The 26,976-nt window shown below is 59.4% G+C and carries 15 protein-coding genes; 9 read left to right on the forward strand and 6 right to left on the reverse strand.

Translation table 11 applies throughout. The features are described 5' to 3' along the window. Window positions 1-138: 138 nt before the first annotated feature. The 9 genes from FBR45_RS11310 to FBR45_RS11350 all read left to right on the forward strand — a co-directional run bounded on the left by FBR45_RS11310 (window position 139) and on the right by FBR45_RS11350 (window position 14,733). Entirely contained in the window at window positions 139-2,451 is a 2,313-nt protein-coding gene (locus FBR45_RS11310; protein ID WP_138502349.1) for a GH92 family glycosyl hydrolase, read from the forward strand. A 132-nt stretch (window positions 2,452-2,583) separates the two neighbouring features. Beyond that, window positions 2,584-3,279, forward strand: a complete 696-nt coding sequence (locus tag FBR45_RS11315; RefSeq protein ID WP_138502351.1) for an RNA polymerase sigma-70 factor — start codon at window positions 2,584-2,586, stop codon at window positions 3,277-3,279. 48 nt (window positions 3,280-3,327) lie between these two features. Continuing rightward, complete coding sequence (locus FBR45_RS11320; protein ID WP_138502353.1) at window positions 3,328-4,335, forward strand: FecR family protein; 1,008 nt, start codon at window positions 3,328-3,330, stop codon at window positions 4,333-4,335. A 28-nt stretch (window positions 4,336-4,363) separates the two neighbouring features. Next, entirely contained in the window at window positions 4,364-7,840 is a 3,477-nt protein-coding gene (locus FBR45_RS11325) for a SusC/RagA family TonB-linked outer membrane protein (protein WP_246082209.1), read from the forward strand. Window positions 7,841-7,856: 16 nt separating this feature from the next. Continuing rightward, window positions 7,857-9,302, forward strand: coding sequence for a RagB/SusD family nutrient uptake outer membrane protein (locus FBR45_RS11330; RefSeq protein WP_138502355.1), 1,446 nt, complete (start codon window positions 7,857-7,859; stop codon window positions 9,300-9,302). A 14-nt stretch (window positions 9,303-9,316) separates the two neighbouring features. Then, complete coding sequence (locus tag FBR45_RS11335; protein ID WP_138502357.1) at window positions 9,317-10,582, forward strand: polysaccharide pyruvyl transferase family protein; 1,266 nt, start codon at window positions 9,317-9,319, stop codon at window positions 10,580-10,582. Window positions 10,583-10,589: 7 nt separating this feature from the next. Continuing rightward, complete coding sequence (locus FBR45_RS11340; protein WP_138502359.1) at window positions 10,590-11,861, forward strand: polysaccharide pyruvyl transferase family protein; 1,272 nt, start codon at window positions 10,590-10,592, stop codon at window positions 11,859-11,861. A gap of 3 nt (window positions 11,862-11,864) precedes the next feature. After that, window positions 11,865-13,220 carry a polysaccharide pyruvyl transferase family protein gene (locus tag FBR45_RS11345; RefSeq protein WP_138503081.1) on the forward strand — a complete coding sequence of 452 codons (1,356 nt, stop codon included), beginning with the start codon at window positions 11,865-11,867 and terminating at the stop codon, window positions 13,218-13,220. A 145-nt stretch (window positions 13,221-13,365) separates the two neighbouring features. Then, window positions 13,366-14,733 carry an alpha-L-fucosidase gene (locus FBR45_RS11350; RefSeq protein ID WP_138502361.1) on the forward strand — a complete coding sequence of 456 codons (1,368 nt, stop codon included), beginning with the start codon at window positions 13,366-13,368 and terminating at the stop codon, window positions 14,731-14,733. A gap of 231 nt (window positions 14,734-14,964) precedes the next feature. On the opposite strand, the gene FBR45_RS11355 is transcribed toward FBR45_RS11350, so the two are convergent. From FBR45_RS11355 to FBR45_RS11380, 6 genes are all read right to left on the reverse strand, one after another. After that, a complete protein-coding gene (locus FBR45_RS11355) occupies window positions 14,965-16,191 on the reverse strand; it encodes a Pycsar system effector family protein (protein ID WP_138502363.1) in 1,227 nt (408 codons plus the stop codon). A 24-nt stretch (window positions 16,192-16,215) separates the two neighbouring features. Further along, the gene (locus FBR45_RS11360; protein ID WP_138502365.1) at window positions 16,216-19,866 is read right to left on the reverse strand and encodes a BamA/TamA family outer membrane protein; all 3,651 of its coding nucleotides are present in this window, start codon (window positions 19,864-19,866) and stop codon (window positions 16,216-16,218) included. A 16-nt stretch (window positions 19,867-19,882) separates the two neighbouring features. After that, the gene (locus tag FBR45_RS11365; RefSeq protein ID WP_138502367.1) at window positions 19,883-22,210 is read right to left on the reverse strand and encodes a GAF domain-containing protein; all 2,328 of its coding nucleotides are present in this window, start codon (window positions 22,208-22,210) and stop codon (window positions 19,883-19,885) included. A gap of 94 nt (window positions 22,211-22,304) precedes the next feature. Beyond that, window positions 22,305-22,565 carry an acyl carrier protein gene (locus tag FBR45_RS11370; protein ID WP_138502369.1) on the reverse strand — a complete coding sequence of 87 codons (261 nt, stop codon included), beginning with the start codon at window positions 22,563-22,565 and terminating at the stop codon, window positions 22,305-22,307. Between the two features lie 78 nt (window positions 22,566-22,643). Continuing rightward, window positions 22,644-25,808: an efflux RND transporter permease subunit gene (locus FBR45_RS11375; RefSeq protein WP_138502371.1), complete on the reverse strand. Its 3,165-nt coding sequence runs from the start codon at window positions 25,806-25,808 to the stop codon at window positions 22,644-22,646. Between the two features lie 59 nt (window positions 25,809-25,867). Beyond that, window positions 25,868-26,917 (reverse strand): efflux RND transporter periplasmic adaptor subunit, encoded by a 1,050-nt coding sequence (locus tag FBR45_RS11380; protein WP_138502373.1) that lies wholly within the window; start codon window positions 26,915-26,917, stop codon window positions 25,868-25,870. Window positions 26,918-26,976: the final 59 nt, after the last annotated feature.

The raw sequence follows: 26,976 nt of genomic DNA on the forward strand, positions 1-26,976 counted from the left end.
CCCGTATTTCTTAGGCAATGGTCCTCCGGGCAGACGACCCTGTCTGCGGCCGCCGATCGGATAATTTTAGGCCGTTGATGATTATGTTTTGCGGTCGATCGTGCTTCTAGGGTAACAGAAAGCCTGAGTTCGATCAATATGCGTCTATTTTTTTTGCTGTTCTTGCTGGCCGGTCCACTGCTGGGACAACCCAAACCCGGATTGGTCAAATCGCCGGTCGCGTATGTTAATCCCCTGATTGGATCGGCCCCCAGCCAGACGCCTACGGCCAAAAAACACAGCGAAGCCGGCAGCGAGCTGAAAGGGCAGATTATTCCCGCCATTGGACGGCCCCATGCCATGACGACCTGGACCCCGCAGACCCAGGCCACCGAAACCAAATGTCTGGCGCCCTATTATTATAACGACCCTAAAATCAACGGATTTCGGGGCACCCACTGGCTCAACGGCAGCTGCGTACAGGACTACGGCTCGCTGACAATCATGCCGCTGTCGGGACCGCTGATCCTGCGCCCCGCCGAACGCGGCTCGCGCTTCGATCATGCGGCAGAAATCGTAACCCCGGCCTATTATGATGTTCGGCTGGTCGATTCCGGTATCCGGGCCGAACTGTCGGCGCATACGCGGGCCGGGGTCCTGCAGTTTACCTACGAGAAAGGTGGAGAAAGTGGGCTGCTGATCGAGCCCAACAGCGACGAGGGCGAAGGCTATGTCGAGATTCACCCCGAGCGGAACGAAATTGTTGGCTACAACCCCGCCCACCGGATTTACCAGGGATCGGGACAGTCGGCGGGTTTCAGCGGGCATTTTGTGGTGCAGTTCGACCGGCCGCTGGCGTCGTTCGGCACCTGGATCAACTACGAGCCGACCGAGGGCGCGAAGCAGGCCAAAGGCACCGGCAAACGTGAATCGGTGGGGGCGTATGTCCGCTGGAACCTGAAGCCGGGCGAGGTAGTGCGGGTGCGGGTCGGCACCTCGTTCGTGAGCGAAGCCGGGGCGCGGGCCAACCTCCGCCAGGAAATTCCGGACTGGAATCTGGCGCGCGTCCGGCAGCAGACCGAAGCCGCCTGGAATGCCGAACTGGGCCGGATGCAGGCCACCGGCCGCGACGCCGACAAGACGCTGTTTTACACAGCCTTGTATCACGCTAACCTGACGCCCCGCATCTTCTCCGACGTGGATGGGTCATACCCCGGTTTTGCCGACGATACAACCATTCATAAAGCCGACGGATTCGACTACTACTGCGATTTCAGCCTGTGGGATACCTTTAGGGCCTGCCAGCCGCTGCAGACCCTGCTGAATCCACAACGGTCGGGACACCTCATGCAGTCGCTCGTGAAAAAAGCGGAACAGGGGGGCTGGATGCCGATTTTCCCCTGCTGGAACAGCTATACCGCAGCCATGATCGGCGACCATGCCCAATCGGCCTTTGCAGACGCCTACGTGAAAGGCGTCCGGAATTTCGACGTCAATACGGCCTATCGGTACCTGCGCCGGAATGCGTTCGAGGCCAACAGCGACCGGACGAGCTACGAAGCTGGGAAAGGGCGACGGGCCATGAACTCGTACCTGACCTATAACTACATTCCGCTCGAAGATTCGGTCTGGCAGGCATTTCACAAGCGGGAGCAGGTATCGCGGACCCTCGAATACGCCTACGATGATTTCTGCCTGGCTCAGCTGGCCACAGCACTAAACAAAACCGCCGATGCGGCTACCCTATCCAGCCGCGCCCGCAACTACCGCAACGTACTGGACCCCGCCACGGGCTACGTGCGGGGCCGCTACGCTGACGGCCGCTGGATTGACCGCTTCGATCCGTTTGCGCTACGAGCGTCGTTCATTACCGAAGGTTCGCCAGCGCAGTACACGTTTTTCGTACCGCAGGACGTACCGGGACTGGCCCGACTCGTTGGTGGGCGCGACCGACTGGTGGCCAAGCTGGATACCCTGTTTAATGGCGGGCACTACTGGCACGGCAACGAACCCAACAATCAGATTGCGTATCTGTATGCCTGCGCCGGTGCGCCCTACAAGACCCAGGCGCGGGTTCGGCAGCTCATCGCCGATGAGTACAGTACGGGTCCCGGCGGGCTGAGCGGCAACGAAGACGGCGGCCAGATGTCGGCCTGGCTGGTGTTCAGCATGGCGGGCCTATACCCGGTTTGTCCCGGAACGCCTTATTACGTGCTGGGCAGTCCGGCGCTCGATGCCGTTACGATCCGGTCTGGCGCCGGGAAGCCGTTCACCATCCGCGCCCGGAACAATAGCCCTGCCAACGTATACATCCAGTCGGCTACGCTCAATGGCAAACCGTTTGCGCGCACCTACCTCACCCACGCTGAACTGCTGGCGGGCGGGGAGTTGAACCTGATCATGGGCGCTCGACCGAACCTAAACTGGGGAAGCCGCCCCGCCGACGCCATGCCATCGGTGCTGCCTGAGTAGGCGGGAAGCAGGGTCCGAAAAAATAATTCAAAAAAAAGAAGGGCTGAGTAAGGTGATATGCCGGAATTGTTGTCTGGTCTTATAGAGAGGTTCGAGTATATTTTTTAGAAAATTTTGTCTGAACCGAAGATTATGCCAGAGCGCCTGCCAGACGACTATGCCGATGACTCGCTCCGCCTGCGGGTGTTGCCACTTCGGGCAACGCCTGTAGGCAGGCCGGAAAACGAGGGGCCGGAGAACCCGGACTCCGAGCTGTTTCTGCGCCGTATTATGGAGCAGGACCCCAGCCGGGGCTGCGAACTGCTGTTCCGTCGGTATCACAAGGCGCTGTGCAGCCATGCGGTGCGCTTCGTATACTCGCGGGAGGTTGCCGAAGATCTGGTCAGTGAGGTGTTCTGCCGGTTCTGGAAAACCAGAGCCTATGCTACCGTGACCTCCTCGTACCGGTTTTATCTGTTCCGGAGCGTTCGGAACGAAGCCTATAATTACCTGCGCCTGGAGTTTCAGCAGCTCGACGATCTCGACGAAGCCCGCCATACAGACGGTGGTATCGAACAGCGTCCCGATCAGATCATGCAGTATGACGAGGTGCTTCAGCAGGTCGAAGAACTTGTTGAGCAACTGCCGCCCCAGTGCCGGAAGGTCTTTCTGCTGAATCGCTTCGAAGGAAAACGGTATCAGGAGGTGGCCGATGAACTCGGCATATCCATCAAGACCGTAGAGGTTCACATCGTCAAGGCCCTGGCTCTGGTGCGGAAAGGGCTGAAAAACCACTGGCTGATGCTGACGCTGCCCGCCGTTCTGGCCAGATTCTTCGACCAGCAGTAAGGTGATTCTGCCAAAAACGTGTCTTGTCTGTAAACGCCTGTCATCGCTATGAAATCAGAAATAAACAAAGAACTGATTTTCGACCACTTTGCCCGAAAAACGTCGCCCCTGCAACGGCAGTTGATCGAGCAGTGGCTGCGGACGCGGGCCAACGAAGAGCAGTACTACGTCTGGCTGGAGGAGTGGGAAAACAATGGTCCGCAGTACGTGGCTCAGACGGAAGTTGCCCTGCAGCAATACAGCCGCTTCCTGGCCAGTAATCCGCATACCGACGAGCCGGCTCCGGCACCAGTTGATACCCGTCGGCCGGCACAGGAACGGCGTTACGGCTGGACCTGGCTGATGGCTGCGTCGGTGGTGCTGTTGCTGGGCCTGGGGGGCTGGCTGTTTCGGGATCTGCTTCGGTATCAGACCTACCGCACCGACTACGGCGAGATTTCGACGGTCCGGCTGGCCGACGGGAGCCGGGTAACGCTCAACGCCAACACTACGCTGCAGGTGCCGCGCTGGGGCTTTGGCAACCAGTCGCGGGAGGTGTGGCTGCGGGGCGAGGCCAGTTTTGCGGTGAAGCACCTGCCCGACCACCGGCGGTTCGTGGTCAGAACGGACCAGCGGCTCGACGTGGTGGTGCTGGGCACCGAGTTCAGCGTCTACACCCGCGAGCGGGGGGCCAAAGTCGTGCTTCGGAAAGGAAAGGTGCAGGTCCACTACGCCGACCGGAACCAGCCGAAACAACTGCTCATGAAGCCCGGCGACCAGGTGACCCTCGACCGCCGAAACCGCCTGACCCACCAGGCCCTCGACCAGCCGCAGCTGTATCCCGGCTGGGAAGATAAACGATTTGTATTTGACGAAACAACGCTGCAGGAGGTGGCTTACATGCTGCGTGAAAGCTACGGTCTGGAGGTAGAAATCCGGGATAAGGCGCTGGCCAACCGCGTGCTGATGGGGTCGTTCCGGGCCGATAACGTCGATCAGCTCCTGCAAACGATTTCCGAACTACTCGATATCAATGTGGTGCGACAGGGTAATCATGTGCGCCTGTCGACCCGCTAAGCAGTCATTCCGCTAACCCTTACTTCCTATGAATTACCGACTACCCAAAGCCTCCTGCTGGGGGTTGCTGCTAACCGCTTTGCTTTTTGGGCCGCAACCGGGCTGGTCGCAGGCGCTGGCCATAGCCCGGCAAACGCAGCCGGGGCCGGGGCAAATGCCCAGAGGCAACGCGTCGCGCCAGCTGAAAGAAGTCCTGACCGAGTTGAAAAGTAAATACCAGGTCGATATTCTGTTTGAGCTGAAAACGGTGGATAACCTGCTGGTTTCGCCCAGTCAGTTTGCGGCCGAACCTTCACTCGAAAAAGCCCTGACGGCCATCCTGAGCCCCCATGGGCTGCGCTACAAAAAAATTAACCGAACATCCTATGTCGTACTGGCCAAACCGCCCGCCCGGCCCGACCTGGGGAGCAATAGCCGATTTTCTGAACCCGGTACGGCTGCTCCCGCTGGTACCGAATCGGCCACTGCCCAGCGTACCGCCAGCGTATCGGCCGGCCCGACCACGGTCGACGTGGCCGATGAAACGGTGAGTGGTACGGTATCCGACGAGACTGGTGCCGGCCTGCCGGGCGTCAGCGTTGTGGTGAAAGGCTCCGTGCGGGGTACGTCGACCGACCAGAACGGCAATTACCGCATCAGCGTTCCGGGCCCCGAGGCTGTGCTGGTGTTCAGCTATGTAGGGTATCTGCCCCAGGAAATACCAGTCGGAAGCCGGACCACGCTGGCCGTGACGCTGAAGGTAGACGACAAAACCCTGAGCGAGATAGTGGTGGTCGGCTACGGAACCGTTAAGAAGTCGGACCTGACCGGGGCGGTGGCCCGGGTGGGAGAAACCGACATCAAGGCGACACCCATCGTGGCGTTCGACCGGGCGCTGCAGGGGCGGGCCGCCGGGGTACAGGTCGTGCAGAACTCGGCCCGGCCCGGCGGAGCGGCCACGATCCGGATTCGCGGGTCGGGCTCCGTCAACGCCAGCAACGACCCGCTCTACGTGATCGACGGGTTTCCGACAACGGGCCTCAACTCCATCAACCCGAACGACATCGAATCAATCGAAGTCCTGAAAGATGCCAGTGCTACGGCTATTTACGGCTCGCGGGGCTCGAACGGGGTGGTGCTCGTAACGACCAAACGCGGCCGGGCGGGTAAGTCGGTGGTGAGTTACGAGATGTATTACGGGTCGCAGTCGGCCCGGCGAACCATACCGCTGCTCAACGCCCGGCAGTTTGCCGAATTTGTCAACGAAGCGCAGACCAACAACGGCGGGCGCCCTTATTTCGACGGCAGCACCACCGACCGGCCCTTACCGGCCAGCCTGGGCGAAGGCACCAACTGGCAGAACGAAATACTCCGTAACGCGCCCATCCAGAACCACCAGCTCGGCGTATCGGGCGGCTCCGAAAAGTCGCGCTACGCGGTGTCATTCGGGTATTTCGATCAGCAGGGGATCATCATCAACTCGAACTTCAAACGGTACAGCCTGCGCGCCAACCTCGACAATGATGTATCGTCGCGGCTGCGGGTGGGGCTTACCGTGCAGGGAGCCTACACGACCGGCCGGAGTGCCCGGACCGAAGTAGACGGCAACGCGGGCGGTGGGGTAACGAGTGCATCGCTGAGTAACTCGCCTACGTTTCCGGTCTATAACCCCGACGGTACGTACTTCCGGAACCTGGGCACCCTGAACGGATACGGCGTCGACAACCCGGTTGCCATTGCCAACGAAATTCGAAGCCTCAACTCGCTGATTCGTCTGCTGGCCAACTCCTTCGTCGATTATAAAATTACGGAGGGACTGACTGTCAGAACCAGCTTTGGGGCCGATCTGCAAGCGACAAAGGGCAACAGCTACAGCTCGCGGCTGGTGCTGGACGGGTCCAGCTCGGGTGGTTCGGCCCAGGTCGACGCGATGCAGAGCATCGGCTGGCTCAACGAGAATATGATGAATTATACCCGGCAACTGACCACCCGTCATACGGTAAGCGCGCTGCTGGGGTATACCATTCAGGGGCTGGCGACCGAAAACGTAACGGCCAGAGCCAATACGTTCCCGAACGACTTTGCACTATACAACAACCTGGCCGCGGGTTCGTCGCTGTTGGCGCCCCGCAGCGGAGCCAATGACTGGCGGCTGATTTCGTACCTGGCCCGCGTCAACTACGGCTTCGACGACCGCTTCCTGCTGACCTTCACCGCCCGTCGGGACGGCTCGTCGCGCTTTGGTACCAATAATAAGTTTGGCTTCTTCCCGTCGGGCGCTTTTGCCTGGAAACTGGCTAACGAGAAGTGGATGAAGAATCAGAACCTGCTGTCAGATACCAAGCTGCGGGTCAGTTACGGGCTGTCGGGCAACCAGGAAATCGGGAACTATCAGTACCTGGCCAACATCGGTAACAGCCCCCACGTACTGGGAGGTGTACTCAACTCCGGTGCCACTACGGCCGGTATTGCTAACCCCGACCTGCGCTGGGAACGCAGCGCCCAGTTCGACGCGGGCCTTGACATCGGCATCCTGAACAACCGGATTCAGTTCACGGCCGATTATTACATCAAAAAAACCGCTGACCTGCTGTTCTTCGTGGGCGTACCTACCTCCTCGGGTTTCAGCTCGACCCTAAAAAACATCGGCAGCGTTGAGAACAAAGGGTTCGAGCTGGCGCTGAATACCGTCAATATCAACAGCAACTCGGCACGGGGTGGTTTTCGGTGGACATCGGACTTCAACGTAACCCTGAACCGGAACAAAATTCTGACGCTGGACGGGCGGCAGGAGTTCACCACGGGAACCGATGCGGTCATCTTCGCCACCACCATCAACCCGATTCTGCTGCGCGTAGGGAGTCCGCTGGGTAACTTCTACGGGCGCGTAACCGACGGTATTTTTCAAAATCAGTCCGAAGTCGACGCATCGGCTCAGAAAACGGCCCGGCCTGGTGATCTGCGCTACAAAGACCTGAACGGCGACGGAACCATCAACGACCTCGACCGGGATGTAATCGGCAATGCCAACCCGAAACTGTTTGGCGGGTTTAACAACACCTTTTCCTACCGGGGGTTTGACCTGAATATTTTTATTCAGGGCGTATCGGGCAACAGCATTCTGAATTACGGCACCTTCGACCTCATCAACCTGACGGGCGGTAACAACCAGTCGGCGCGGGTGCTGGACCGCTGGACGCCCACTAACCCCAGTAACACCATTCCCCGTGCCAATGCTGCCGGTGGGTCGCGGATTCTGTCCAGTTTCCAGGTAGAAGACGGCTCGTACCTGCGCGTCAAGAATATCTCGCTGGGATATAACCTGCCTAAAAACCTGCTCGACCGCCTGTCGGTCAGCACCGCCAGGGTGTACGTGACGGCTCAGAACCTGTTCACCTTCACGAACTACACTGGCTACGATCCCGAAGTGAACCGGTATGGCAGCTCATCGCTCAGCCAGGGGCTGGACTACGGGGCTTATCCAACGGCTAAGACCGTACTGGCTGGTCTGAACCTTTCTTTCTAAACCCATCGCCTGACCCATGAACATCAAGTACATACTTCCGTTGCTGGCCCTGGTGACGCTGGGGTGCGAAAATCAACTCAATCTGGTGCCGGTTACCAACCTGACCGACGCTACCTACTTCAAAACCGCCGATGATGCACGGGCGGCCCTGGGCGCGTGTTACGCTTCCCTGAACGCTCCCATCGAACACAGCGTCGACGTGACGACTACCGACGACGGGGTGCCGTTTCTGACCGGGTCGGCCGATCGGCCGCTGCTCTGGCGCTACAACATCGTATCGACCAATACCCTGATCGGCGGGTTCGGTGGCGCTTATTCAGGGATCAACCGCGCCAATATTGTCATTGCCCGGGTGCCGGGTATTTCGATGGACGAAGCGCTCAAAAAACGGTACGTAGCCGAAGCCAAATGCCTGCGCGCTATTCACTACTTCAACCTCGTCAGGCTCTACGGTGATGTGCCGTTGGTCACGAAGGAAACAACTTCGCTGGAGGGGCTGGCGGTACCGCGGGATCCCGTAGCCAAAATCTACGAACAGATCGAAACCGACCTGAAAGAAGCCGAAGCGGATTTACCCAAATCGTACCCGGCCAGCGAATCGGGTCGGATGACGCAGGGCGCGGCAAAAGGTATGCTCGCCAAGGTCTACCTGACCCGGGCTGGCACTACCAAAAACTCGCCTTACTGGGCGCAGGCCGCTGCCAAAGCGAAAGAAGTAATCGATCTGGGCGTCTATGACCTGTATGCCACGTTTGCCGAAGCCTTCGCCCTGACGGCCCGGGGTGGTAAAGAAAATATCATCGAGGTACAGTACCTGACCGATGTGCGGGGCCACGGGCTGGGCCGGGGTTTCGGTGTACGATCGGGCCCCATCTACCCCGGTGGCGGATCGGGTATTGCACGGCCAACGGCGAGCCTGTTTAACGCCTACACCAGCGCCGACCAGCGCAAGGCGGTTACCTTCCTGACGTCTTATGTCTTCAACGGGGTTACGACCAGTCTGTCCATAACCGATCCAGACCCGACCAAAGCGGTCGCTTTCCAGAAACTGTGGGACAAAACGGCTAAAACCAACGGGGGCGAAGGGACCAGCATTCCCATTCTGCGGTATGCCGATGTACTGCTGATGTACGCCGAAGCGCTCAACGAAGCCAACAACGGCCCAACAGCCGATGCGTTTGCCGCACTGAACCGGGTACGGACCCGGGCGGGCCTGAGTCCGCTGAGTGGCCTCAGCTACCAGCAGTTTCAGGAAGCCGTATGGTTGGAACGGCGGCTGGAGCTGACGTTTGAAGGGAGCCGCCGGTTCGATCTGATCCGGACGGGTCGCCTGCTTGAGGCCGTCAAGGCTGAGAACAGCTTCAATAGAAATGCCGCTATTCAGCCCTTTCATGTGCTGCTGCCCATTCCGCAGTCGGACCGGGACGCTAACCCCAATCTGGCCCAGAACCCGGGCTATTAACCGTACCCTCGTTTATGACCAATCGAAGAGAGTTTCTAAAGCAGGCTCCGTCGCTGATGGGGTTGCTGATGAGTATACCCGCCCTGGCGCAGCCAGCCGCTAAAAAATCGATCGTGCTCCGGTCGTCCTGGCAAACAGTCAATATTGGCGACATTGGCCATACGCCGGGTGTGCTGGCCCTGCTGGAGAAATACCTGCCCGATGTTGAGGTGCGGCTGTGGCCCTCCAGCGTCGGGAACGGGGTCGACGAGCTGCTGCGCCGTCGGTTTCCGAAGGTCGCGATCCTCAAGACCCCGGATGAGCAGGCGCGGGCGCTGAACGAATGCGCGTTTCTGCTCCATGGTTCGGGTCCTTCGCTGGTAGCGCGTAAGGATGTGGAGCGCTGGCACAAAGAAACCGGTAAGCCGTATGGTATCTACGGCATCACCTTCCCCGGCGTGTACAGCCCCGATCCCAATGCCAGCGTAACGGCCAACCCACTGGATGTGGAGCTGTTGAGCAACGCCAGGTTTGCACTCTTCCGCGATTCGGTGTCGCTGGCTTTTGCCAAAGCCAATGGCGTAACCAGCCCCGTGATGGAATTTTGCCCCGATGGCGCCTTTGCCGTCGATCTGCAGAACGATCAGGCCGCACTGGCTTTCATGAAGCAGCATGGGCTGGAAGATGGTAAGTTTATGTGCGTGATTCCGCGGACCCGGTTCACGCCCTACTGGGAGATACCCAGCAAAAAGACGCCGTTCGATGCCACCCGCGACGCGCGCAACCAGGCGATGAAAGAACACGACAACGCTCCGCTTCGGGAGGCCATCATAGCCGTTGTGCGGCAAACGCCCATGAACATACTGATCTGCCCCGAAGACGAAACGCAGGTGAAGCTGGGCAAGGAAATCCTGTTCGATAAGCTGCCCGACGATGTGAAGCCGCGGGTGGTCTGGCGCGATCGGTACTGGCTGACCGACGAGGCCGTCAGCACCTATCGGCGGTCGGCGGGCTTGTTCGGCCTGGAGATGCACTCGCCCATCATGTGTATCGGTAACGGCATTCCGGCCGTGGTTGGTCGGTTTGCCGAACAGACAAGCAAAGGCTTCATGTGGCGCGATATTGGTCTGGGCGACTGGCTATTCGATATGGACAACGAGCAGGATATCAGCCGTTACGTGCCCACGGTGCTGGCCATGGCCAAAGACCCCAAAGCGGCCCGGGCCAAAGCCGCTCAGGGACGTCGGTTCGTTGAGCAGCGGCAGCGCGAAACTATGGGACTTCTGAAAAAAACAGCCTAGTCAATAGATGGAAACCCGTCGTACGTTTCTGCGGCAAACGCCCGCCCTGGCCGGATTGCTGACGAGCCTGCCCGCGCTGGCCCGGCTGGCCGATAAAAAAACGATACTGCTCCGGTCGTCGTGGCAGACCGAAAACATTGGCGACATTGGCCACACGCCGGGTGTGCTGGCGCTACTCGAAAAACACCTGCCCGACGTGCCGGTGCGGCTGTGGCCCATGCATGTCGACAACGGCGTGGAGGAGATGCTGCGGAAGCGGTTTCCCCGGGTGACGATCGTACAGACACCGGCCGATGTGGCCCGGGCGTTTGCCGACTGTAGCTTTCTGTTACATGGCTCTGGCCCCTCGCTGGTGGCGCGTCCTGACCTGGACCGCTGGCGTCGGGAGACCGGCAAGCCTTATGGTATTTATGGCATCACGTTCCCCGGCATCTACGGCCTGCCTGCCGACCGGCAAACGGTCAGCCCGCTGGATGTGGAACTGCTGAACCAGGCTCGATTTGCGTATTTCCGCGATTCAGTCTCGCTTGATTTTGCCCGGAAAGCCGGGGTCACCAACCCGGTGATGGCGTTTTGCCCCGACGGTGCTTTTGCGGTCGATGTGAAAAACGACGAAGCGGCCGTGTCGTTTCTTGGGCAGCATGGGCTGGAAGACGGCCGGTTTCTGTGTGCCATTCCGCAGCTCCGGTTCTCGCCCTGGTGGGAGCTGCCGCAGAAAAAGCAGGCCGTCAATCCGGCCAAACACGCCCGTAACGAACAGATGAAAGAGCACGATAACGCGCCCATTCGGGAGGCCATCATAGCCGTTGTACGGCAAACGCCCATGAAGGTACTGCTGGTGCCGGAAAACGAAACCCAGGTCAGAATCGGCAAAGAGATGCTCTACGACCCGCTGCCCGATGATGTGAAAGCCCGGGTAGTCTGGCGCGATCGGTACTGGCTGACCGACGAGGCCGTCAGCACCTATCGGCGGTCGGCGGGCTTGTTCGGCCTGGAGATGCATTCGCCGATTATGTGCATAGCCAACGGTATACCGGCTATCGTTTGTCGCTTTGAGGAGCAGACGAGCAAAGGCTTCATGTGGCGCGATATTGGTCTGGATCAGTGGCTGTTCGATATGGATACGCCAGCCGACGTGGCCCGTATTGTACCAACGGTGCTGAAGATGGCCCAGGACCCCGAAGCCGCCCGGAAGACCGTAGCGCAGGCTCAGAAATTTGTACAGAAACGCCAGCAGGAAACCATGAGTGTAGTCCGGAAGGCTCTGATTGCCAGTTAAGCTATGACAACAAGACGCGACTTTATCAAACTATCGGCGCTGTCGTCGGCAACGGCGGTACTGCCTGCCGAGGCCCTGCCAGGGGTGGCCGATCGGCCAGCCGTTGCGCCCCCCAGGAACCCGGTTATTCTGCTCCGGTCTTCCTGGAACGATGCCAACATCGGCGATCAGGGCCACACTCCCGGAACGCTGCGTCTGCTGGAACGGTACGTCCCCGAAGCCGAGATTCTGCTGTGGCACCAGGACCCGCGGCCCGAAACGGAAAAGGTTATTACCCGAAATTTTCCAAAGGTAAAAATCGTGCGTGGGGCCTTCTACGACCGCGATAAGCCCTTTGAGGGAGAGCTGAAAGAAGCGTTCGACCGGGCCAGCCTGTACATAGTCAACTCGGGCATGGTCTATAACTACGGGCTGTTCGGCTACGAATGGGGGACTACCATGGCGGGCCTGACGCCCTTTTATTACTGCCTCGACCGGGGCATTCCGTTCGGCTTGTATGGGCAGTCGTTCGATAAGTTCGCGCATCCGGCCATGCCTGTCTTTAAAGACGTGCTGAGCCGGGCCGCATTTATCTACTGCCGCGACGATGAATCCCGGGTGTTCCTGAGCGAGCATGCGTTCCGGCCCGGCAAGCTGGAGTTCGGCCCCGACGGCTGCTTCGGCATCAACGTCCGCGATGAAGAGAAAGGGGTGGCTTTCCTGAAAAAGAATGGGCTGGAGGATCAGAAATTCCTGACCGTCGTGATCCGAACCAACACCCCGCACCTGTACGATAAAAGCAAAGGGAGTCCGCTGAACCCGGCGCAGCCAACCCCCGCCCAGCAGGAACAGGACCGGCAGCGGCTGGCCAAAGTACGGGAGCTCATCTCGACCTGGGTCAGAGAAACGGGCCTGAAGGTGCTGCTGGCGCCCGAAGTGAGTAAGGAAGTGGCGCAGGCCAAAACCGGCGTATACGACCAGCTACCTGCCGATATTCAGCGGCAGGTAGTCTGGCGCGATACCTACTGGAATGCGGACGAAGCCATGTCGGTCTATGCCCGCGCCCATTCCATGTTCGGTATCGAGCCGCATTCGCTCATCATGGGGCTGGCGCTGGGCGTGCCCGTGGTTCATGCACGGCCCCTGACCCACGGCCGCAAAGGCTGGATGTTCCGCGATATTGGCCTGGGTAACTGGCTGTTCGAGATCGATCAGACACCCGCCGAAGCCCTGAGTGCTGAGTTGCTGGCTATTCACCGCGACTATCCGGCCGCAAAAGCCAGGGTGAACAAAGCCATGGCCTTCGTGCGGCAACGGCAGGCCGCTAGCATGCAGGTTGTTCGGCAAACGGTTGGGCTATCGGCGAAAAAAAACCAGTAGCACCCCGGGCGGGTCGCCAGAAAGTTATCCCGGTAGCCTGTACGGGCGGTACGAGGGCGTTTGCAGAAATTGAGCAGATTCACCAGCACTCATTCCGATTTATTGGCTTCTTTGCAGGACTATTGACTACTGATTGTTTCCCTGCATGAAATTGACGTACGTAACCGCTCTCCTGCTGGCGAGCCTTCTTTCGGGTACGGTCGGCCTGGCCCAACCCAAACCAACCCCCCGCCAGCTAAACTGGCAACAACTGGAAACCACGGCGTTCCTGCACTTTACGGTCAACACGTTTACCGATAAAGAGTGGGGCGATGGTACCGAAAGCCCGGCTATTTTTAACCCGACCCAACTCGACGCCCGGCAGTGGGTGCGGGCCCTGCGCGATGCGGGATTCAAAATGGCCATCATTACCGCCAAACACCACGATGGCTTCTGCCTGTGGCCAACCAAACTAACCGACCATTCGGTAAAGAGCAGTCCGTGGAAGGGCGGTAAAGGGGATGTCGTTCGGGAGGTAGCCGATGCCTGCCGCGAGTTCGGGTTGAAATTTGGCGTCTACCTGTCGCCCTGGGATCGGCACGAGCCACGCTACGGCACGGCCGCTTACAACGACTATTACAAGGCGCAACTGCGCGAACTGCTGACCAACTACGGCGAGGTGTCGGAGGTATGGTTCGATGGGGCCAAGGGCGAGAATGCCAAAGACATGACCTATGATTTTGACGGCTACTGGGCGCTGGTTCGCGAGCTGCAGCCCAACGCGGTTATGTTTTCCGATGCCGGGCCCGATGTGCGCTGGGTCGGCAACGAGGCCGGTAACGCGGGCGAAACCTGCTGGTCGATGATCAATACCGATGGCATGGCGCCGGGCGTGGCCGACTCGAAATACCTGAACACGGGCGACCCGGCGGGTAAGCGCTGGATTCCGGCCGAGACCGACGTGAGCATCCGGCCCGGCTGGTTCTATCACCCTGCCGAAGATAGCAAAGTCCGCTCGGGGGCCAATCTGGTGAATCTGTATTACCAGTCCGTCGGGCGGAACAGCCTGCTGCTGCTCAACGTGCCGCCCAACCGCGACGGGCTCCTGTCTGATTCGGACGTGGCCAGTCTGAAAGCGTTCCGCACCATTCTGAACGAAACCTTCCGGACCAACCTCGTGGCGAAAAATCCGAAACTAAACGACAGAAAGCTGAACACGTTCGTGGCACTGCCCGCCAGCCAGTCGCTGACGGTTGACCTGACCGGCGAGCCGTTGTTCGACCGGATTTCCATTCAGGAAAACATTGCCAGCGGGCAGCGCGTATCGGGCGGGCGGGTCGAGTACTGGGATGGCCGTGCGTGGCAGCCGCTGCAATCGTTCACCACCGTGGGCCACAAGCGGCTGCTGCGGTTTCCGGCGGTGCGTTCCTCGCGGTTGCGGTTCTCGTTTACGAGCCTCGGCGGCCCCGTTGAACTGGCCGAAGTTGGTGTGTACAAGGCATCGGCCAGCGAAGCGGAGATCAGCCAGAAATAATCAGCAGCGGCCTGGTTATTGGCTGGCTAGTGATCGACAACGAACAGGCCCCGTGCAGCGCATGGGGCTTTTTACATGTCGCTCCTGCCGGAGCTGAGATGAGCAGGCAGGGTTGTATCGGGCTGGCTATGGACAGGTCATCCCGGAGGGGTTTGTCAGGGCTTCTGTACTGCTTACAGACGCAGATGGGTGGAGTCTGGCTGCGTCGGGGCACTTTATGGTTGAGCGTTTTTATTTGCCGGAGTAGAAAAAGACGCCGAGGAAGGCCAGCACTGATACGACAAAGCCAAACATAAAGATGTTGTAGGCCACCCGGAGCAGTTTGTATTTCTTGCCCAGGACCCTGCCCAGGTAATAAATATCGCGCGTCATGGAGCTGTAGAGATAGGTGCTGTCGCGCATCAACTCACTGATGCCCCACTCGTACTCGCTCAGGCTCATCTGGTGGAAGTTGCCGAAAAAAAGAAGGTTTCCTTTTCGCTGCTGAATGTCTTCGTGCGAGAACGTGCCCTGGGTAACGTTGGGGCGGGTGGCCAGGATAGCGAAGATGATCGTCAGGATAGCCGTGGTCAGGAACAGCGCCGTGGGTACCATCAGGCTCGGGTTTTCTTCAATTCGGCGGGGCAGGACCGACACCAGTACGGACACCATAATAGAGTTGACGGAAATCATGATGTTGGCCTTGCTATCGGCAATTTCGCTCAGCCGCAGGTGATTGGTCGAGGTGGTCCGGAACATGGTCTCTATCCCGCGGTCCGGGCGATTTTCCTTGTCTTTTTTTCGACCTTTTTCGGGTTCACTGGCCGGAGCGGCTGGCTCCGGCTGGGCTTCCGTAACCGCACTGGCTGGGGAGATGGCTGCCTTTTCGGCTTGTTTGTCGCGCATCCGTTCCAGGTTCTCGGCCTGGCCTTTCTGCAGGTGGCGCTGTGCATACGGGGTAAAATACCGATGCTGTTCGAGCAGGGTTATGTTCTGTTGCCGCCAGTCGCTGCCCGAAATCGGCTGTCCGCTCAGCTGCTCCAGCTCTTTTCTAAGCCGTTTCTGCCGGTCTTTATAGGCGTCGGAGCCCAGGTGGTACAGATCGGCGTCGCACAGGATTTCTTCGGGCAGCGTTTGGGGCGATTGCGGCATTTGGGTTGCCAGAATGCACCGCTGCACCCGGTCAATAAAGTCGGCGTCGGCCCCGGCTTCCCGCAGGTAGGCCGCGGCCAGGTCGGCGCTGGCGGTTTCGTGCTGCTCGGGTGGGCCCGTCAGGTAGCCCAGATCGTGGAACCAGGCCGCGGCCATTACGGCCTGGTAATCGGATTCGGTCAGGCTGGCGTGCTGCGCCAGCTCATCGACGGCCTTGACCACCGCTTTGGTATGATCCAGATTGTGGTAAACCAGTTCGGGGCGGGGGTGCTCCTGAAAAAAGCGGTGCACGTAGGTTGTCAGGTGGTGAAGGTTAATGGCCTGCATAGGGCAGCGGGATTGGACGAAAGATTAGAATCGGAAACCCATAGAAACGTACGGCAACACGCCCTCGGTCGACAAGCCGACCTGCGCCGTTATGACCAGCAGACTGGCCGGGGTCACGTACAGACCGCCCCCGTAGCCGTTATGCCAGCGGTGCGACGACTCGCCGGTGAGCCATACCCGACCGATGTCGTGAAAAGCCGTAAGCCCGACCTGGCCCGGAAACAGGAACGACTGAAAGCTGAATAGCCTGAGCCGGGCTTCAAGGCTGTGGTAAAGCATGTGGTTACCCGCAAAACGGAAGTTTCGGAAACCACGTAGGTTATCCTGGCCGCCCAGGTACAGCAGCTGGTAGAAGGCCGGGTTGCCGTACGTCAGGCCGCCCCCGATCCGGTGGGCCAGCACCAGCCGCCCGGCTGGGTCCAGGCGCGTGTACAGATGAAAAGCCGACTGAAGCTGCGTAAGGTGATTGGCCTGCTGCCCGAAACCCTGTAGCCCCAGCAGGGTGGTATGCCAGTAAACGCCCCCAATCGGCTGCGTTGGGCTAGTGCGTGTATCGAGGGCAATACCGGCCTGCACCCCGCCATAACTTTCCCGCTGTAGAAAAGCCGCCGTTCCCTGATCGGCCAGATAACGCTCGATAAACCGCCCCCGGTTGTCGGCCAGGTCGAGGCTAAAATACTGAAAGACGGGCCCCGCCGATATACTGGCGTGCGTACCCAGCGTGTGCCTGAGCTGGGCCGACGCCGTGATGAGGTTATAGCGAGTGCGGTAGTACCTGATCCGGCGGGTCTGGTCGTAGGCCGACTCGTTGCCGGGGCCGAAGAAGTTGGAAACGTTGGTAGGTGCCTTCGCCACGGCGTTGACAACGAGGTCGTTTCGGCCGATTACGTCGGTAAAGGTGCCGCTGTACCGGAGTGATACGGCGTTTGTGGCGAGCGCCCGGCTGATCAGGAGCCGGTTGTCGGTCGCAAACGGGGCTTTCCGGAAACCGTGGGTTTTCCATTGCACCCCCGCACCGAGCAGCAGGCCGTCGTCCAGGTTATAGCCTGCCGACAGCAGCGGGGCCAGCCGGTCGTAGGTGAAGGCATGCGGATCAAATTGGTTAACAGCTTTGTCGGTGCCGGGCCGCAGCCGGGCCAGGCCGGGCTCCGGCAGGGTGTTGGCTTCGGTTGTCCGGTCGTAGATGAACGGTTTGCCGGGTGAGCCCGTAACGGTGAAGACGTCGTTGCCTTTGCCGCCAATGAGTCGGATGGTTACGTTAGCGTTCTGCGTCCCGCCGACCTCGAAGCGGTCGTTGCCTTTCTGTCCGTACAGCCGGATCTCGCGCGTAACCGACGTGTCGAAAACGCGGTAGTACAGACGCCGGGCGTCGGCCCCGTCTTTGCCGATCTTGTACACCGAAACCGCCACATGGTCGTCGTCCCGATGGTCGACGCGGAACAGCTCGGCTTTGTCGGAACCGGGTATGTCTACGGTTTTGGCCAGAAACCGGTAATAGGTTAGCCCCTCGCGCAGCAGCCAGCCGCGACGAGCCCGCAGCGTCTCGAACAGCCGTTCGCCCGACTGCTGCCGAACCGCTTCGGGGAGCTGGCCGATGGCCTGGCGCAGCACACTGTCGGTCAGCATGGTTTGCAGATTCGTAATCTCGTCGATCCAGTCTCGCGTGGAGAGTTCCTGCAGGAACAACCGGTCGAAGTAGCGGGCGTTCATCATCAGCCCGTTTATGTTGCCCAGCTTTGGTGCAAATCCCTGAAATTTGGGTTGTAGCCACGGCAGGGCCGCCACCGAGGGCAACAGACCGCCGGCTCTGAAAAACGCCTGGTCGCGGTCGCGGGGGATGGGGTAGTATGTTTTGCCACCGGTCGTTTTGCGGGAGCCCCACCGCCACTGGTCTTCGTGCCGGTCCCAGTCGCCGATCAGCAGATCCAGCATCCGGGCCCGGAGTACGGCCCGCTGGTCTACGCGGTTATCGTTATCGTCGGCCAGGGCTTCGAGGACTTTGGCGGTGCTGACCGACTTGCCGTCGACCGGATTACGCTCTTCCAGCAGCGCTACCGACTGCCCGAAATCGGCCTGGTAGATGCCCAGAGCGGGGTCGTCGGGTACGTAAACCAGGCGGGGCGTTGCGTGGGGAACCCCGGCGGCTTCGGCCAGAGAAGCGACGGCCAGTGGCGCAAACGGAAACCCGGCCGATATTTCATCCTGCAATACGTCTTTCGCAATGGTCTGGCGCAGGGCCACCGGCAGGGCACCGGTCGGGTCTTTCTGAATACTCCGCAATACCCATTCGCGCCCATCGACATTCGCCAGTCGCAGCGATTTGGTCTGCATGCCACCCCCCCGCTGGAGTATGGTGAAGCCGCCCAGGGTACGGGTCAGGTCAAAGACCGGAAAGGTAACCGGGGTGGCCCAGGTCTGGCGGTAGTTGTTGCCCAGCAACAACCGATGAACGCCACCTACGCTGTCGTAGGCCGGGGCTATGGCTACCGTAACGCTGTCGGGCCAGCGGGTGGAACGAGCCGATCCCGTCCGGGTCGAATCACCGGTCGGGAGCTGGCCGAAGATCGGGGCCGCATGGACCTGGGTAGCCGTGGCGGCTTCGTCTACGGTGTAAAAGGTGGCGTTGAGGTGGCCGCTGGTCAGCTCATCGAGCACCACGTATCCCCAGTCCGGGCTGACAAACCGGGCCAGTTTCCCGGACTTCACCCGTTCCCGGTTAATGCCTGACCCGCTTACAATGTAGTTTCGGGCGCCGTCGACGATGTGCTGAATGGAGTGATCATGACCCGACACAAACACAACATTCGGTGCCTGGGCCAGCGTGGTTTCGATGGCGCGGACCATCTGCCGGTAGGTTGGGTTGGGCAGGTCCTGAATGTTGCCGAACACCCCCCGCACCAGCGGATACAGCGACCCTATGCCGGGCAGGGGTACGTAGAGCCGGGGGGCAAAATCGGTCAGCGGGAAAAGGTGCTGCCGGGCCGTGTAGTAGCCGCCGTGAATGCCGTAACTCCGAAACGGGTGGTGCGTAGCCAGAATAAGTCCTTTTCCCTGGTTGCGGTATGCAATGTCGCGTAAACGTACCAGCACCTCGTCCTGGGTTTTGCAGGCGCAGTCGGCATCGGTGCCGGGCTTGTCGTAGGGGTGGAGCCACCATTGCGTATCGAGAATGACGAGCACCAGCCGGTCGCTGAGGTGTATTTCTTCCGGACCCGGACAACCGTCGGCGGGCAGCAGGCGGATATTGGGCGCCTTCAGGCTGTCGATCCAGCGGCCCTGCTGCCGGATCCGTTCCCAGCCGTCGGGTTTGCCTTTGCCCCAGTCGTGATTGCCGGGTATGAAGAGAATGCGGCTCTGTTTGCCGGGTTGGGCCTGGTACCGCAACACCTCGGTCTGGGCGCTGTAGTCGGGGCTGCTTTCGTCGGGCAGTCCGCGGGGGTATACGTTATCGCCCAGGTACAACAGGGTGGTACGGGCGTTGTTGAGGTCGTAACGGGCCGTTACAGCGTCGACAACCGGGTTGCGCTGCTGCCGAAGCCGACCGGCATCGCCAATCAGGATAATCCGGTGCCGAACCGAGTCGGGCGGGGCCGTCTGGGCCAGTGCCCGTGGGTAGCCGCAGATCAGACCAATCAGTACGGCCAGCCCGCAGGCTATGTTGTGTAGTGATTTCATGCCGGTGGGGTGACGGTCAGTCAGGATACTGGATGGTTACCCGGAGGGCTTTCAGTGTAGCAACCCCCTGTACTGGTTCCAGATCAACGTAGTCGAGGCCCGGCTTCAGCTTGCCCTGCCGCTGGAGTTCGGCAATAAACGGCAGGTATTCGGTGATCTCGTCGGAGTAGGTGTATACCAGCGCAATGGTGTCGGGCTGGGTGAGCCGTTCGTTCGTGTTGCGGATGTTTACCTTGTCGATGCGTTTTTTCAGTACCTCATACCGGATGCTGTAAGAGCCTTCTACATCGAACCGGCGTTCGTCGCGCCGGAAGCTGATGTCTACGGCCTGGGTATGCGCCAGAATCAGCTGGGTGGTCTGTAGCGGCAACGGAAGTTCGGGACGCAGCTGATAAGTAAGCCGCGCCATATCGACCATCGACTTCAGCTGCCACTGGTAGAGCTGCTGCCGAACCGTTTCGGGGAAGCTGGTGCCGGGCGCAATCGACTGGCCGGCGTAGATGCTATACTCGGTGCCGTCGGTGCGATACCGCTCAAAATAGTGGGGAAACAGCGCCTGTAGTTCTTTTTCTTCCTGGTTGATGTAGTTGTTGACAACGGTATTCAGCCGGTCCATGGTTTGTTCATAGGCCGACAGCGCCTGATTCACGAACCCGGTTTTTGGGTCGATCTGCGCAAAGTACTGACTAATGGCTGCCGTCAGGGCCGACTGTTCGGTTTGCAGCCGCTGCAAATACGGGGCCACTTCGTCCTGAAAAAACAGCGTGATGCTTTGCTCCTGGTCGGGCGTAAGTCCGTTGGTGAGGTGAGTTTGCCATTGGTAACTGCTCAGCATCAGATTGTTGTGACGGTCGCCAACGGCCGGTTGCCGAACCTGATATAAAATCTCTTCGATCAGGCTTAACTGATTCAGCAAATCCTGGCGAATGGCTTTCTGCCGCTCGTTAGATGAATTTCGGATGTCGACGGCCCCGTAGAACGGGTAAACTTGCGGAAAACGGATCGGCAACGGGCTTGTGTGGGCCGGGTCGGTGGAGGGCTGGCTCATCTCGGCCCAGGCGGTTTCGTAAAACTTCCACTCAACGGCCGGTTGCAGGGACGTGAATTTGGTTCGGATATATGTCTCCAGCCGGTCCTGAAACTGCTGAAGCTGGTAGCGGATGAGTTCCTGAATCAGCGGCAGCACCCGCTCGATATGGCCCAGTATGGTCTCGTCGAATGCGTTGGGTTGCCGGCTTCCCATCTCCAGAACCCCCAGCATCTCACCGCCAACCACGATCGGGTACAGCAGGAAGCTGCGGAACCCTTTGCTGACCAGTAGCTGATAAGCCGGTTTGGGGAGTGCAGTCAGGTCGGTGACCAGGTGCGGACAGGGGTTGCCGCTCAGCTCGCTGACCATCGTCTGGGTCATGAGTTCATCGCAGTCGTCCATGCGGAGGCCCGAGAATCGCAGAAAGACGCTCCGCTCGTGGTTGTCGGGCAAAACGACCGGCTTTCCGTTCACTTTGGGCAGCGGCAGCAACCCGATTTCGAGGCCGGGCTGGCCGCAAAGGTTGCGCAGGGCCGTCTCGAAGTGGGTGTAGGACTCGGGCTCGGTGGCTGAGGTAAGGTGCACAAAAACGTCGCGCAGCTGCTGAATGGACTCGGCTTCGGTTACGTCTTCGACCCGGAAAAAAGAAAAACCTTCGAAGGTGAATTGCTCCAGCGGCAGCGGCTCGACCTGGGCGGGCAGGGGCGCACTACCCCGGGCAAACTCGATCCAGGCGGGCTGAAGAGGGGGCAGCTCACCGGTAGCATATGGCTCAATGAACGAGACGTTGACGTCCAGCTGGTAATATTTTGTCAGGCCGCTTACTTCCTGCTGAAACCCGAACGACAGACCGGGGCTGTACGGCATTGATACGTCGTAACATTTCTCAAGGATAAGCCGGTACAGGAACCGCTGTTTGCTGGCCGGGTCGTCATGAACGGGCGGGGTGACCAGCAGCTGAGGAAACTGGCTGATCAGCCGTTCCAGCGCGGGCGAATGGTGAAAAAGCCGTAGGGGCATCGGAAGCCCAAAGGCGTACGGAATAGACTGGCTGGAATCGGCCAGCGGCAGAACCGCCGTGGTAGCCAGCTGAAAGTAGTTGCTGAGCGTAGCGGCCGGCAGCGCGTCGAGCGACTGACTCGTGAGGGCGGCTACCGGCTCAAACTGCTCAATGAGGTAGGTGTACAGCCGGGCCATGCTGCCCGAGCCGGCAGCCTGACGCTGGGCGTTCAGGTAGCGGAGAAACGGACGGAATGACAGCTGGTACCGGAGCAACTGCTCCCTTCGTATAGGTTCTTCAATAAGCGTTTCCATATGAGTTGATGGAAAAGGCTGTCCTTGCCGCCGGTTGGCCGGCAAGGACAGTTTAACGGATGGTCGTGTATGGCGGTCATCTGATTAACACGCTTTATAAGAGCTGCGTTTCACCAAACGTTAGTTGATTTCTCAGGTAATCTTTCAACTGGCCGAGCGTCTGGAGCTGCCACCAGTCTTCGTCCGGAATCCGTATGCTGAAACCGGATTCTACCTGGAGTAATAAATCGGTAATGTCGAGCGAGTCGAAGCCCAGGTCGCGGCTGAAATGAGCCTGGTCGGTCAGGGCGGTGGTGCTGATACCGGTGTTGGTCAGGATGGTAACAAGCTGATTGTTGATTTGCTGCGATGTCATGCGTTGGGTTGTTTGGAAGTGAGTAGGAATGAGTTCGGACTATACCCGTCTGGCATAGTCCGAACAAGGTCGATACGGTCAGGAAACCAGTGCTTCAGCAGCGGGCTCGCTCTTCTTCGATGGGCTGAAGCGGGTGCTGAACCACTGCTGCGTCCGGTCAACGAGGTAGTAGATCATTGGTACCAGAAAGACAGTCAACACCATGGAGCTGGTTAGGCCGCCGATCAGTACCCAGGCCAGCGAGTTTTTCCACTCGGCCCCGGCTCCGCTGGCGGTGGCAATGGGAATCATACCGATAACCATGGCGATGGTCGTCATCAGAATGGGCCGCAGCCGTTCTTCGCCCGCGTGCAGGATGGCCTGTCGGAAGGGTACGCCCTGCGCTTTCTGCTGGTTGGCAAAGTCGACGATCAGAATGGCATTTTTAATGACCAGTCCAATCAGCATCAGCATCCCCAGCATGGCAAAAATGCCGATGTCAGACGAGGTGAGCGCCAGGGCCAGCAATGCGCCTACTACCGCCACCGGCACCGAGAACATAACCACCAGCGGGTAGATGAAGCTATCGTAAAGCAACACCATGATGAAATACACCAGCAGCAGCGCAGCCAGCATCGCGATCCCCAGCGATCCGAAGCCTTCGCTCTGGTTCTTGGCATCGCCCCCCCAGCTGATCGTTACCCCGGCGGGTAGCGGATTTTTGGCCAGGTCGGCCTGGATGACGCTCGTGAGCGTGCCCGATCCCGTGCCGAGGGTGTTGGCCGTTACCGTTACGGACGACCGGCGGTTTTTGCGTTCCAGCAGCGAAGGACCGTTGCTGAGTGATACGTTGGCAAACTCAGCCAGCCGCACCGTTCGGTTGGCCGTGGGGCTGTAGAAGTTGATGCGCTTCACGTCGTCGGGGTTCTTGCGGTCGAAAGCGTCCAGCATGATGCGGATGTCGTAATCTTCGCCACCGTCCCGGAAGCGGGAGTCGTCGTTACCCGCGAAGGCGTTCTGCAGGGTGGCGCCAACGGTCTGAATGTTCAGCCCCAGCCTGGCCATTTTTTCGCGGTCGATGTCGACCCGTACTTCGGGATTGCCCGATTCTACGGATACGTTCACGTCGTTGGCGCCGGGGGTTCGGCGGAGCCGGTTGGCCAGGTCTTCGGCAGCGGCCAGGTTCTGATTCACATCGTCGCCACTGAGGAAAATTTCGATGGGTGCCGTACCGGAGTTAACGATACCCACCACCGATGAGTTGAATTCGATGGCCGGAAACCGCTGGGCAAGTTCCTGCCGAACCGCAATCATATACGCTTCGGTAGGCTGCTGACCGGGCCTTTCGCTGGCGGGGGCCAGCTGTACCGTCAGCTCGCTGCGGTTGGTTTCGCCCTGTCCGGTGCTGTTGAGGCCGGTGCTGGCACCCCCTACGTTGGCAAAAATGGTCTGTACCTCGGGCTTTTTGCGCAGGTAATCTTCGATCGATCGTGCGGTCAGGTTGTTCTGTTGCAGCGACGCGCTCTTATCGAGTTTCATGGTAAGCAGAAACTTGCCCTGATCACCTTCGGCTACGAACTCCGACCCGATGATACCCAGACTCATCACCCAGCCCGTGAAGGCAAAAATGGCGATCAGGATGCCCGTGAAGGCCAGCTTATGACTCAGCACCCAGTCGAGCGACCGGTGATACCAGGCCGTCAGGGCCATCAGGCCCCGTTCAAACCAGAGCAGAAACGCCTGGAAGGGGTTTTTAGGGTTCAGGTGCTCGAGTTTGGCCAGCCGCGACGTCAGCCAGGGCGTCAGGGTGAAGCTGGCCAGCAGACTGACCATCGTGGCGAAGGCTACGGTCAGCGAAAACTGCCGCAGCAAATCGGCAATGACCGAGTTGACCAGCGTAATCGGCACAAACACCACCACGATAACGAGCGTAATGGCTACGGCCGCAAAGCCAATCTCCTTCATACCGTCGAGCGTGGCCTGCCAGCGATTCTTCCGACCCGTTGGGCCGTTCATTTCGAGGTGTCGCTGGATGTTCTCCAGCACCACGATCGAGTCATCGACCAGGATACCGATTACCAGCGACAGGGCCAGCAGGGTCATCAGGTTGAGCGAGTAGCCCATGACGTACATGAACAGGAAGGCCGAAATCAGCGAAGCCGGTACCGAGACCATGACGATGAAGGCATTCCGGATGCTGTGCAGGAACAGCAGCATCACCACCGCCACCAGACCAATGGCCAGAAACAGATCGTGCGTAACGGCTTCTACCGAGGCCAGGGTGAACACACTGCTGTCGTAGGCAATGGCGAAATGAACGTTGTCGGCCTTGTTGTCCTTTTCGATCTGCGCCAGTTTCTCCTGCACGGCGCGGCTGATTTCGACGGCGTTGGCGTCAGACTGTTTCTTGATGAACAGACCGATCCCGTTCTGACCGTTGTAGCGGCTGATGCTGCTGGGTTCGGTGAGTCCGTCAGTTACGTTGGCTACATCGCCGACGCGGATGGGGCTGCCGCCGGGGCCGTGTGTGGTCACAACCAGCTTCCGAACGTCGTCCAGTGAGGTGAACTTGCCCGCCAGCCGCAGGGTCATGTTTTCGGTGGTGTTTTTTACTTTACCGGTCGGAAAATCGAGGTTCGCCTGGTTGATAGCCTGGGTGACCTGCAGCAGGGACAACCCGTAGTAGTTGAGCTTGTCGTCATCGACGTTCACGCGGATTTCCCGCTTGTCGCCCCCCACCATCGCGATGTCGGCAACGCCTTTGATCTGTTGCAGTACGGGCAGGTACCGGTCTTCCATCTGCTGGTAGAACACCGCGTTCGGCTGCGACGAGGTGGCCAGGAGCTGCATGATGGGCTGATCGCTGGGCGATATCTTCGACAGCGAGGGCTGCTGGGCATCGTCGGGCAGGTCACTGACCATTTTGTCGATCTCGCGCTGGGCATCCTGCATGGCTGCGTCGATGTCCGTACCGGGTTTGAACTGCACGATCAGGACCGACGCATTCTCGAATGACTTGGCCGTCACTTCGTCGAGGTTGTCGAGCCCCGATACGGCATCTTCAATTTTCTTGCTGACCTCGGTTTCTACTTCCGAAGGGGCCGCGCCGGGGTAAACGGTCGTCACCGTAATGGTTGGTACCGAAAATTCGGGCAGTAACTCGTAGCTCAGCAGATTATAGGAGAACAGGCCACCAATGGTCAGTACCGCGAACAGCACGATAATGAGCGAGGGGCGTTTGATGATCGTTTCAACGAAATTCATGATCGTAGATGGAAGAGTGAAAGGGCCAGGGCATGAATGCGCTGTGGGTGCCCGCTACGTTATTGAACCACTACCGGCGTACCGTTCTGGAGATTGATCTGACCACTGGTAACTACCTGACTGCCAGCCGCGAGGCCGCTGATGATTTCGTAGTAGTCATTGGTTGTAGCGCCAATTTTTACCGGCTTCAGTACCGCCCTGCCGCCTTCGATCACGTACACCTGGGGCTGCTTCTCCGACCCGACAATCGCCTGGCGGGGTATGGCCAGCGTCTGGTTTTTGAGCTGGCTGGTGTTGGCTATGGCGCCGTACATGCCCGCCCGCAGCGGATGGGCGGCTGAGTTGCGTACGGTAATTTCGACGGGGTAATTATGGGCCGCATCCCCTTCGGCGCTGATCATCGAGACCCGGCCCGTAAACCGAACCTGGGGATAGACCTCCGTTTCGATGGCTATCGACTGGCCCACCCGGAACTGATTGATCGATTTCTCGGGTACATCGACGACCAGCTTCAGGCTGGAGATGTCCGTTACTTTGGCAATTGGGGCACCTACCGAGACAACCGAACCGCGCTCGGCCATTTTCTCCGTCACGATACCGGCAAAAGGAGCCGTAACGGTGGTGTTGGCCAGTTGCTTCTGAAGTTGCTTAATCTGCGCCTGGGTGGCCCGGATGCTGAGCTGAGTGCGTTCCAGATTGATGGCTGGCGTTGCGTCGCCTTTCACCAGGGTTTCGTACCGTTTGAGGTCGTTCTGATATCCTTCGAGGGTTACCTGTAAGGCTTCGATCTGGTACCGGATCTGTTCGTCGTCCAGCTTGGCAATGAGTCGGCCGGCGCCTATCGTCTGCCCTTCCTCAATAGGGAGCTGAACGATCTGACCACCCGCCTGCGGGCGGATTTCGATGGTGCGGTTGGGCGAAAACGAGCCCAGAAATTCGCTGGCTTGCGCCAGATTTCGCAGCTCAGCAGTAGCAGCGCGGACGCCCACTTTCTGATCGGGATTGGGTTTGTAGACCCTGGCTTCTACAGCCTCTTTGTTGTTGAGGAGCGTCCAGGCAGTCAGGCCCAGCGTAGAGATGAGGGCCAGTACGGTTAGTATGCGTTTCATAACCTGTTTCGTGTTTGGATTGTGGTAATTGATGGTAGGGCAGGCGCAGCCACTGGGCG

Source organism: Spirosoma lacussanchae, assembly GCF_005870035.1.
Taxonomy (GTDB): Bacteria; Bacteroidota; Bacteroidia; order Cytophagales; family Spirosomataceae; genus Spirosoma; species Spirosoma lacussanchae.

What these genes read in the sequence shown, in the direction of transcription:
- FBR45_RS11310 (WP_138502349.1), top strand. Translation starts at nt 139, where the DNA reads ATGCGTCTATTTTTTTTGCTGTTCTTGCTGGCCGGTCCACTGCTGGGA.
- FBR45_RS11315 (WP_138502351.1), top strand. Translation starts at nt 2,584, where the DNA reads ATGCCAGAGCGCCTGCCAGACGACTATGCCGATGACTCGCTCCGCCTG.
- FBR45_RS11320 (WP_138502353.1), top strand. Translation starts at nt 3,328, where the DNA reads ATGAAATCAGAAATAAACAAAGAACTGATTTTCGACCACTTTGCCCGA.
- FBR45_RS11325 (WP_246082209.1), top strand. Translation starts at nt 4,364, where the DNA reads ATGAATTACCGACTACCCAAAGCCTCCTGCTGGGGGTTGCTGCTAACC.
- FBR45_RS11330 (WP_138502355.1), top strand. Translation starts at nt 7,857, where the DNA reads ATGAACATCAAGTACATACTTCCGTTGCTGGCCCTGGTGACGCTGGGG.
- FBR45_RS11335 (WP_138502357.1), top strand. Translation starts at nt 9,317, where the DNA reads ATGACCAATCGAAGAGAGTTTCTAAAGCAGGCTCCGTCGCTGATGGGG.
- FBR45_RS11340 (WP_138502359.1), top strand. Translation starts at nt 10,590, where the DNA reads ATGGAAACCCGTCGTACGTTTCTGCGGCAAACGCCCGCCCTGGCCGGA.
- FBR45_RS11345 (WP_138503081.1), top strand. Translation starts at nt 11,865, where the DNA reads ATGACAACAAGACGCGACTTTATCAAACTATCGGCGCTGTCGTCGGCA.
- FBR45_RS11350 (WP_138502361.1), top strand. Translation starts at nt 13,366, where the DNA reads ATGAAATTGACGTACGTAACCGCTCTCCTGCTGGCGAGCCTTCTTTCG.
- FBR45_RS11355 (WP_138502363.1), bottom strand. Translation starts at nt 16,191, where the DNA reads ATGCAGGCCATTAACCTTCACCACCTGACAACCTACGTGCACCGCTTT.
- FBR45_RS11360 (WP_138502365.1), bottom strand. Translation starts at nt 19,866, where the DNA reads ATGAAATCACTACACAACATAGCCTGCGGGCTGGCCGTACTGATTGGT.
- FBR45_RS11365 (WP_138502367.1), bottom strand. Translation starts at nt 22,210, where the DNA reads ATGGAAACGCTTATTGAAGAACCTATACGAAGGGAGCAGTTGCTCCGG.
- FBR45_RS11370 (WP_138502369.1), bottom strand. Translation starts at nt 22,565, where the DNA reads ATGACATCGCAGCAAATCAACAATCAGCTTGTTACCATCCTGACCAAC.
- FBR45_RS11375 (WP_138502371.1), bottom strand. Translation starts at nt 25,808, where the DNA reads ATGAATTTCGTTGAAACGATCATCAAACGCCCCTCGCTCATTATCGTG.
- FBR45_RS11380 (WP_138502373.1), bottom strand. Translation starts at nt 26,917, where the DNA reads ATGAAACGCATACTAACCGTACTGGCCCTCATCTCTACGCTGGGCCTG.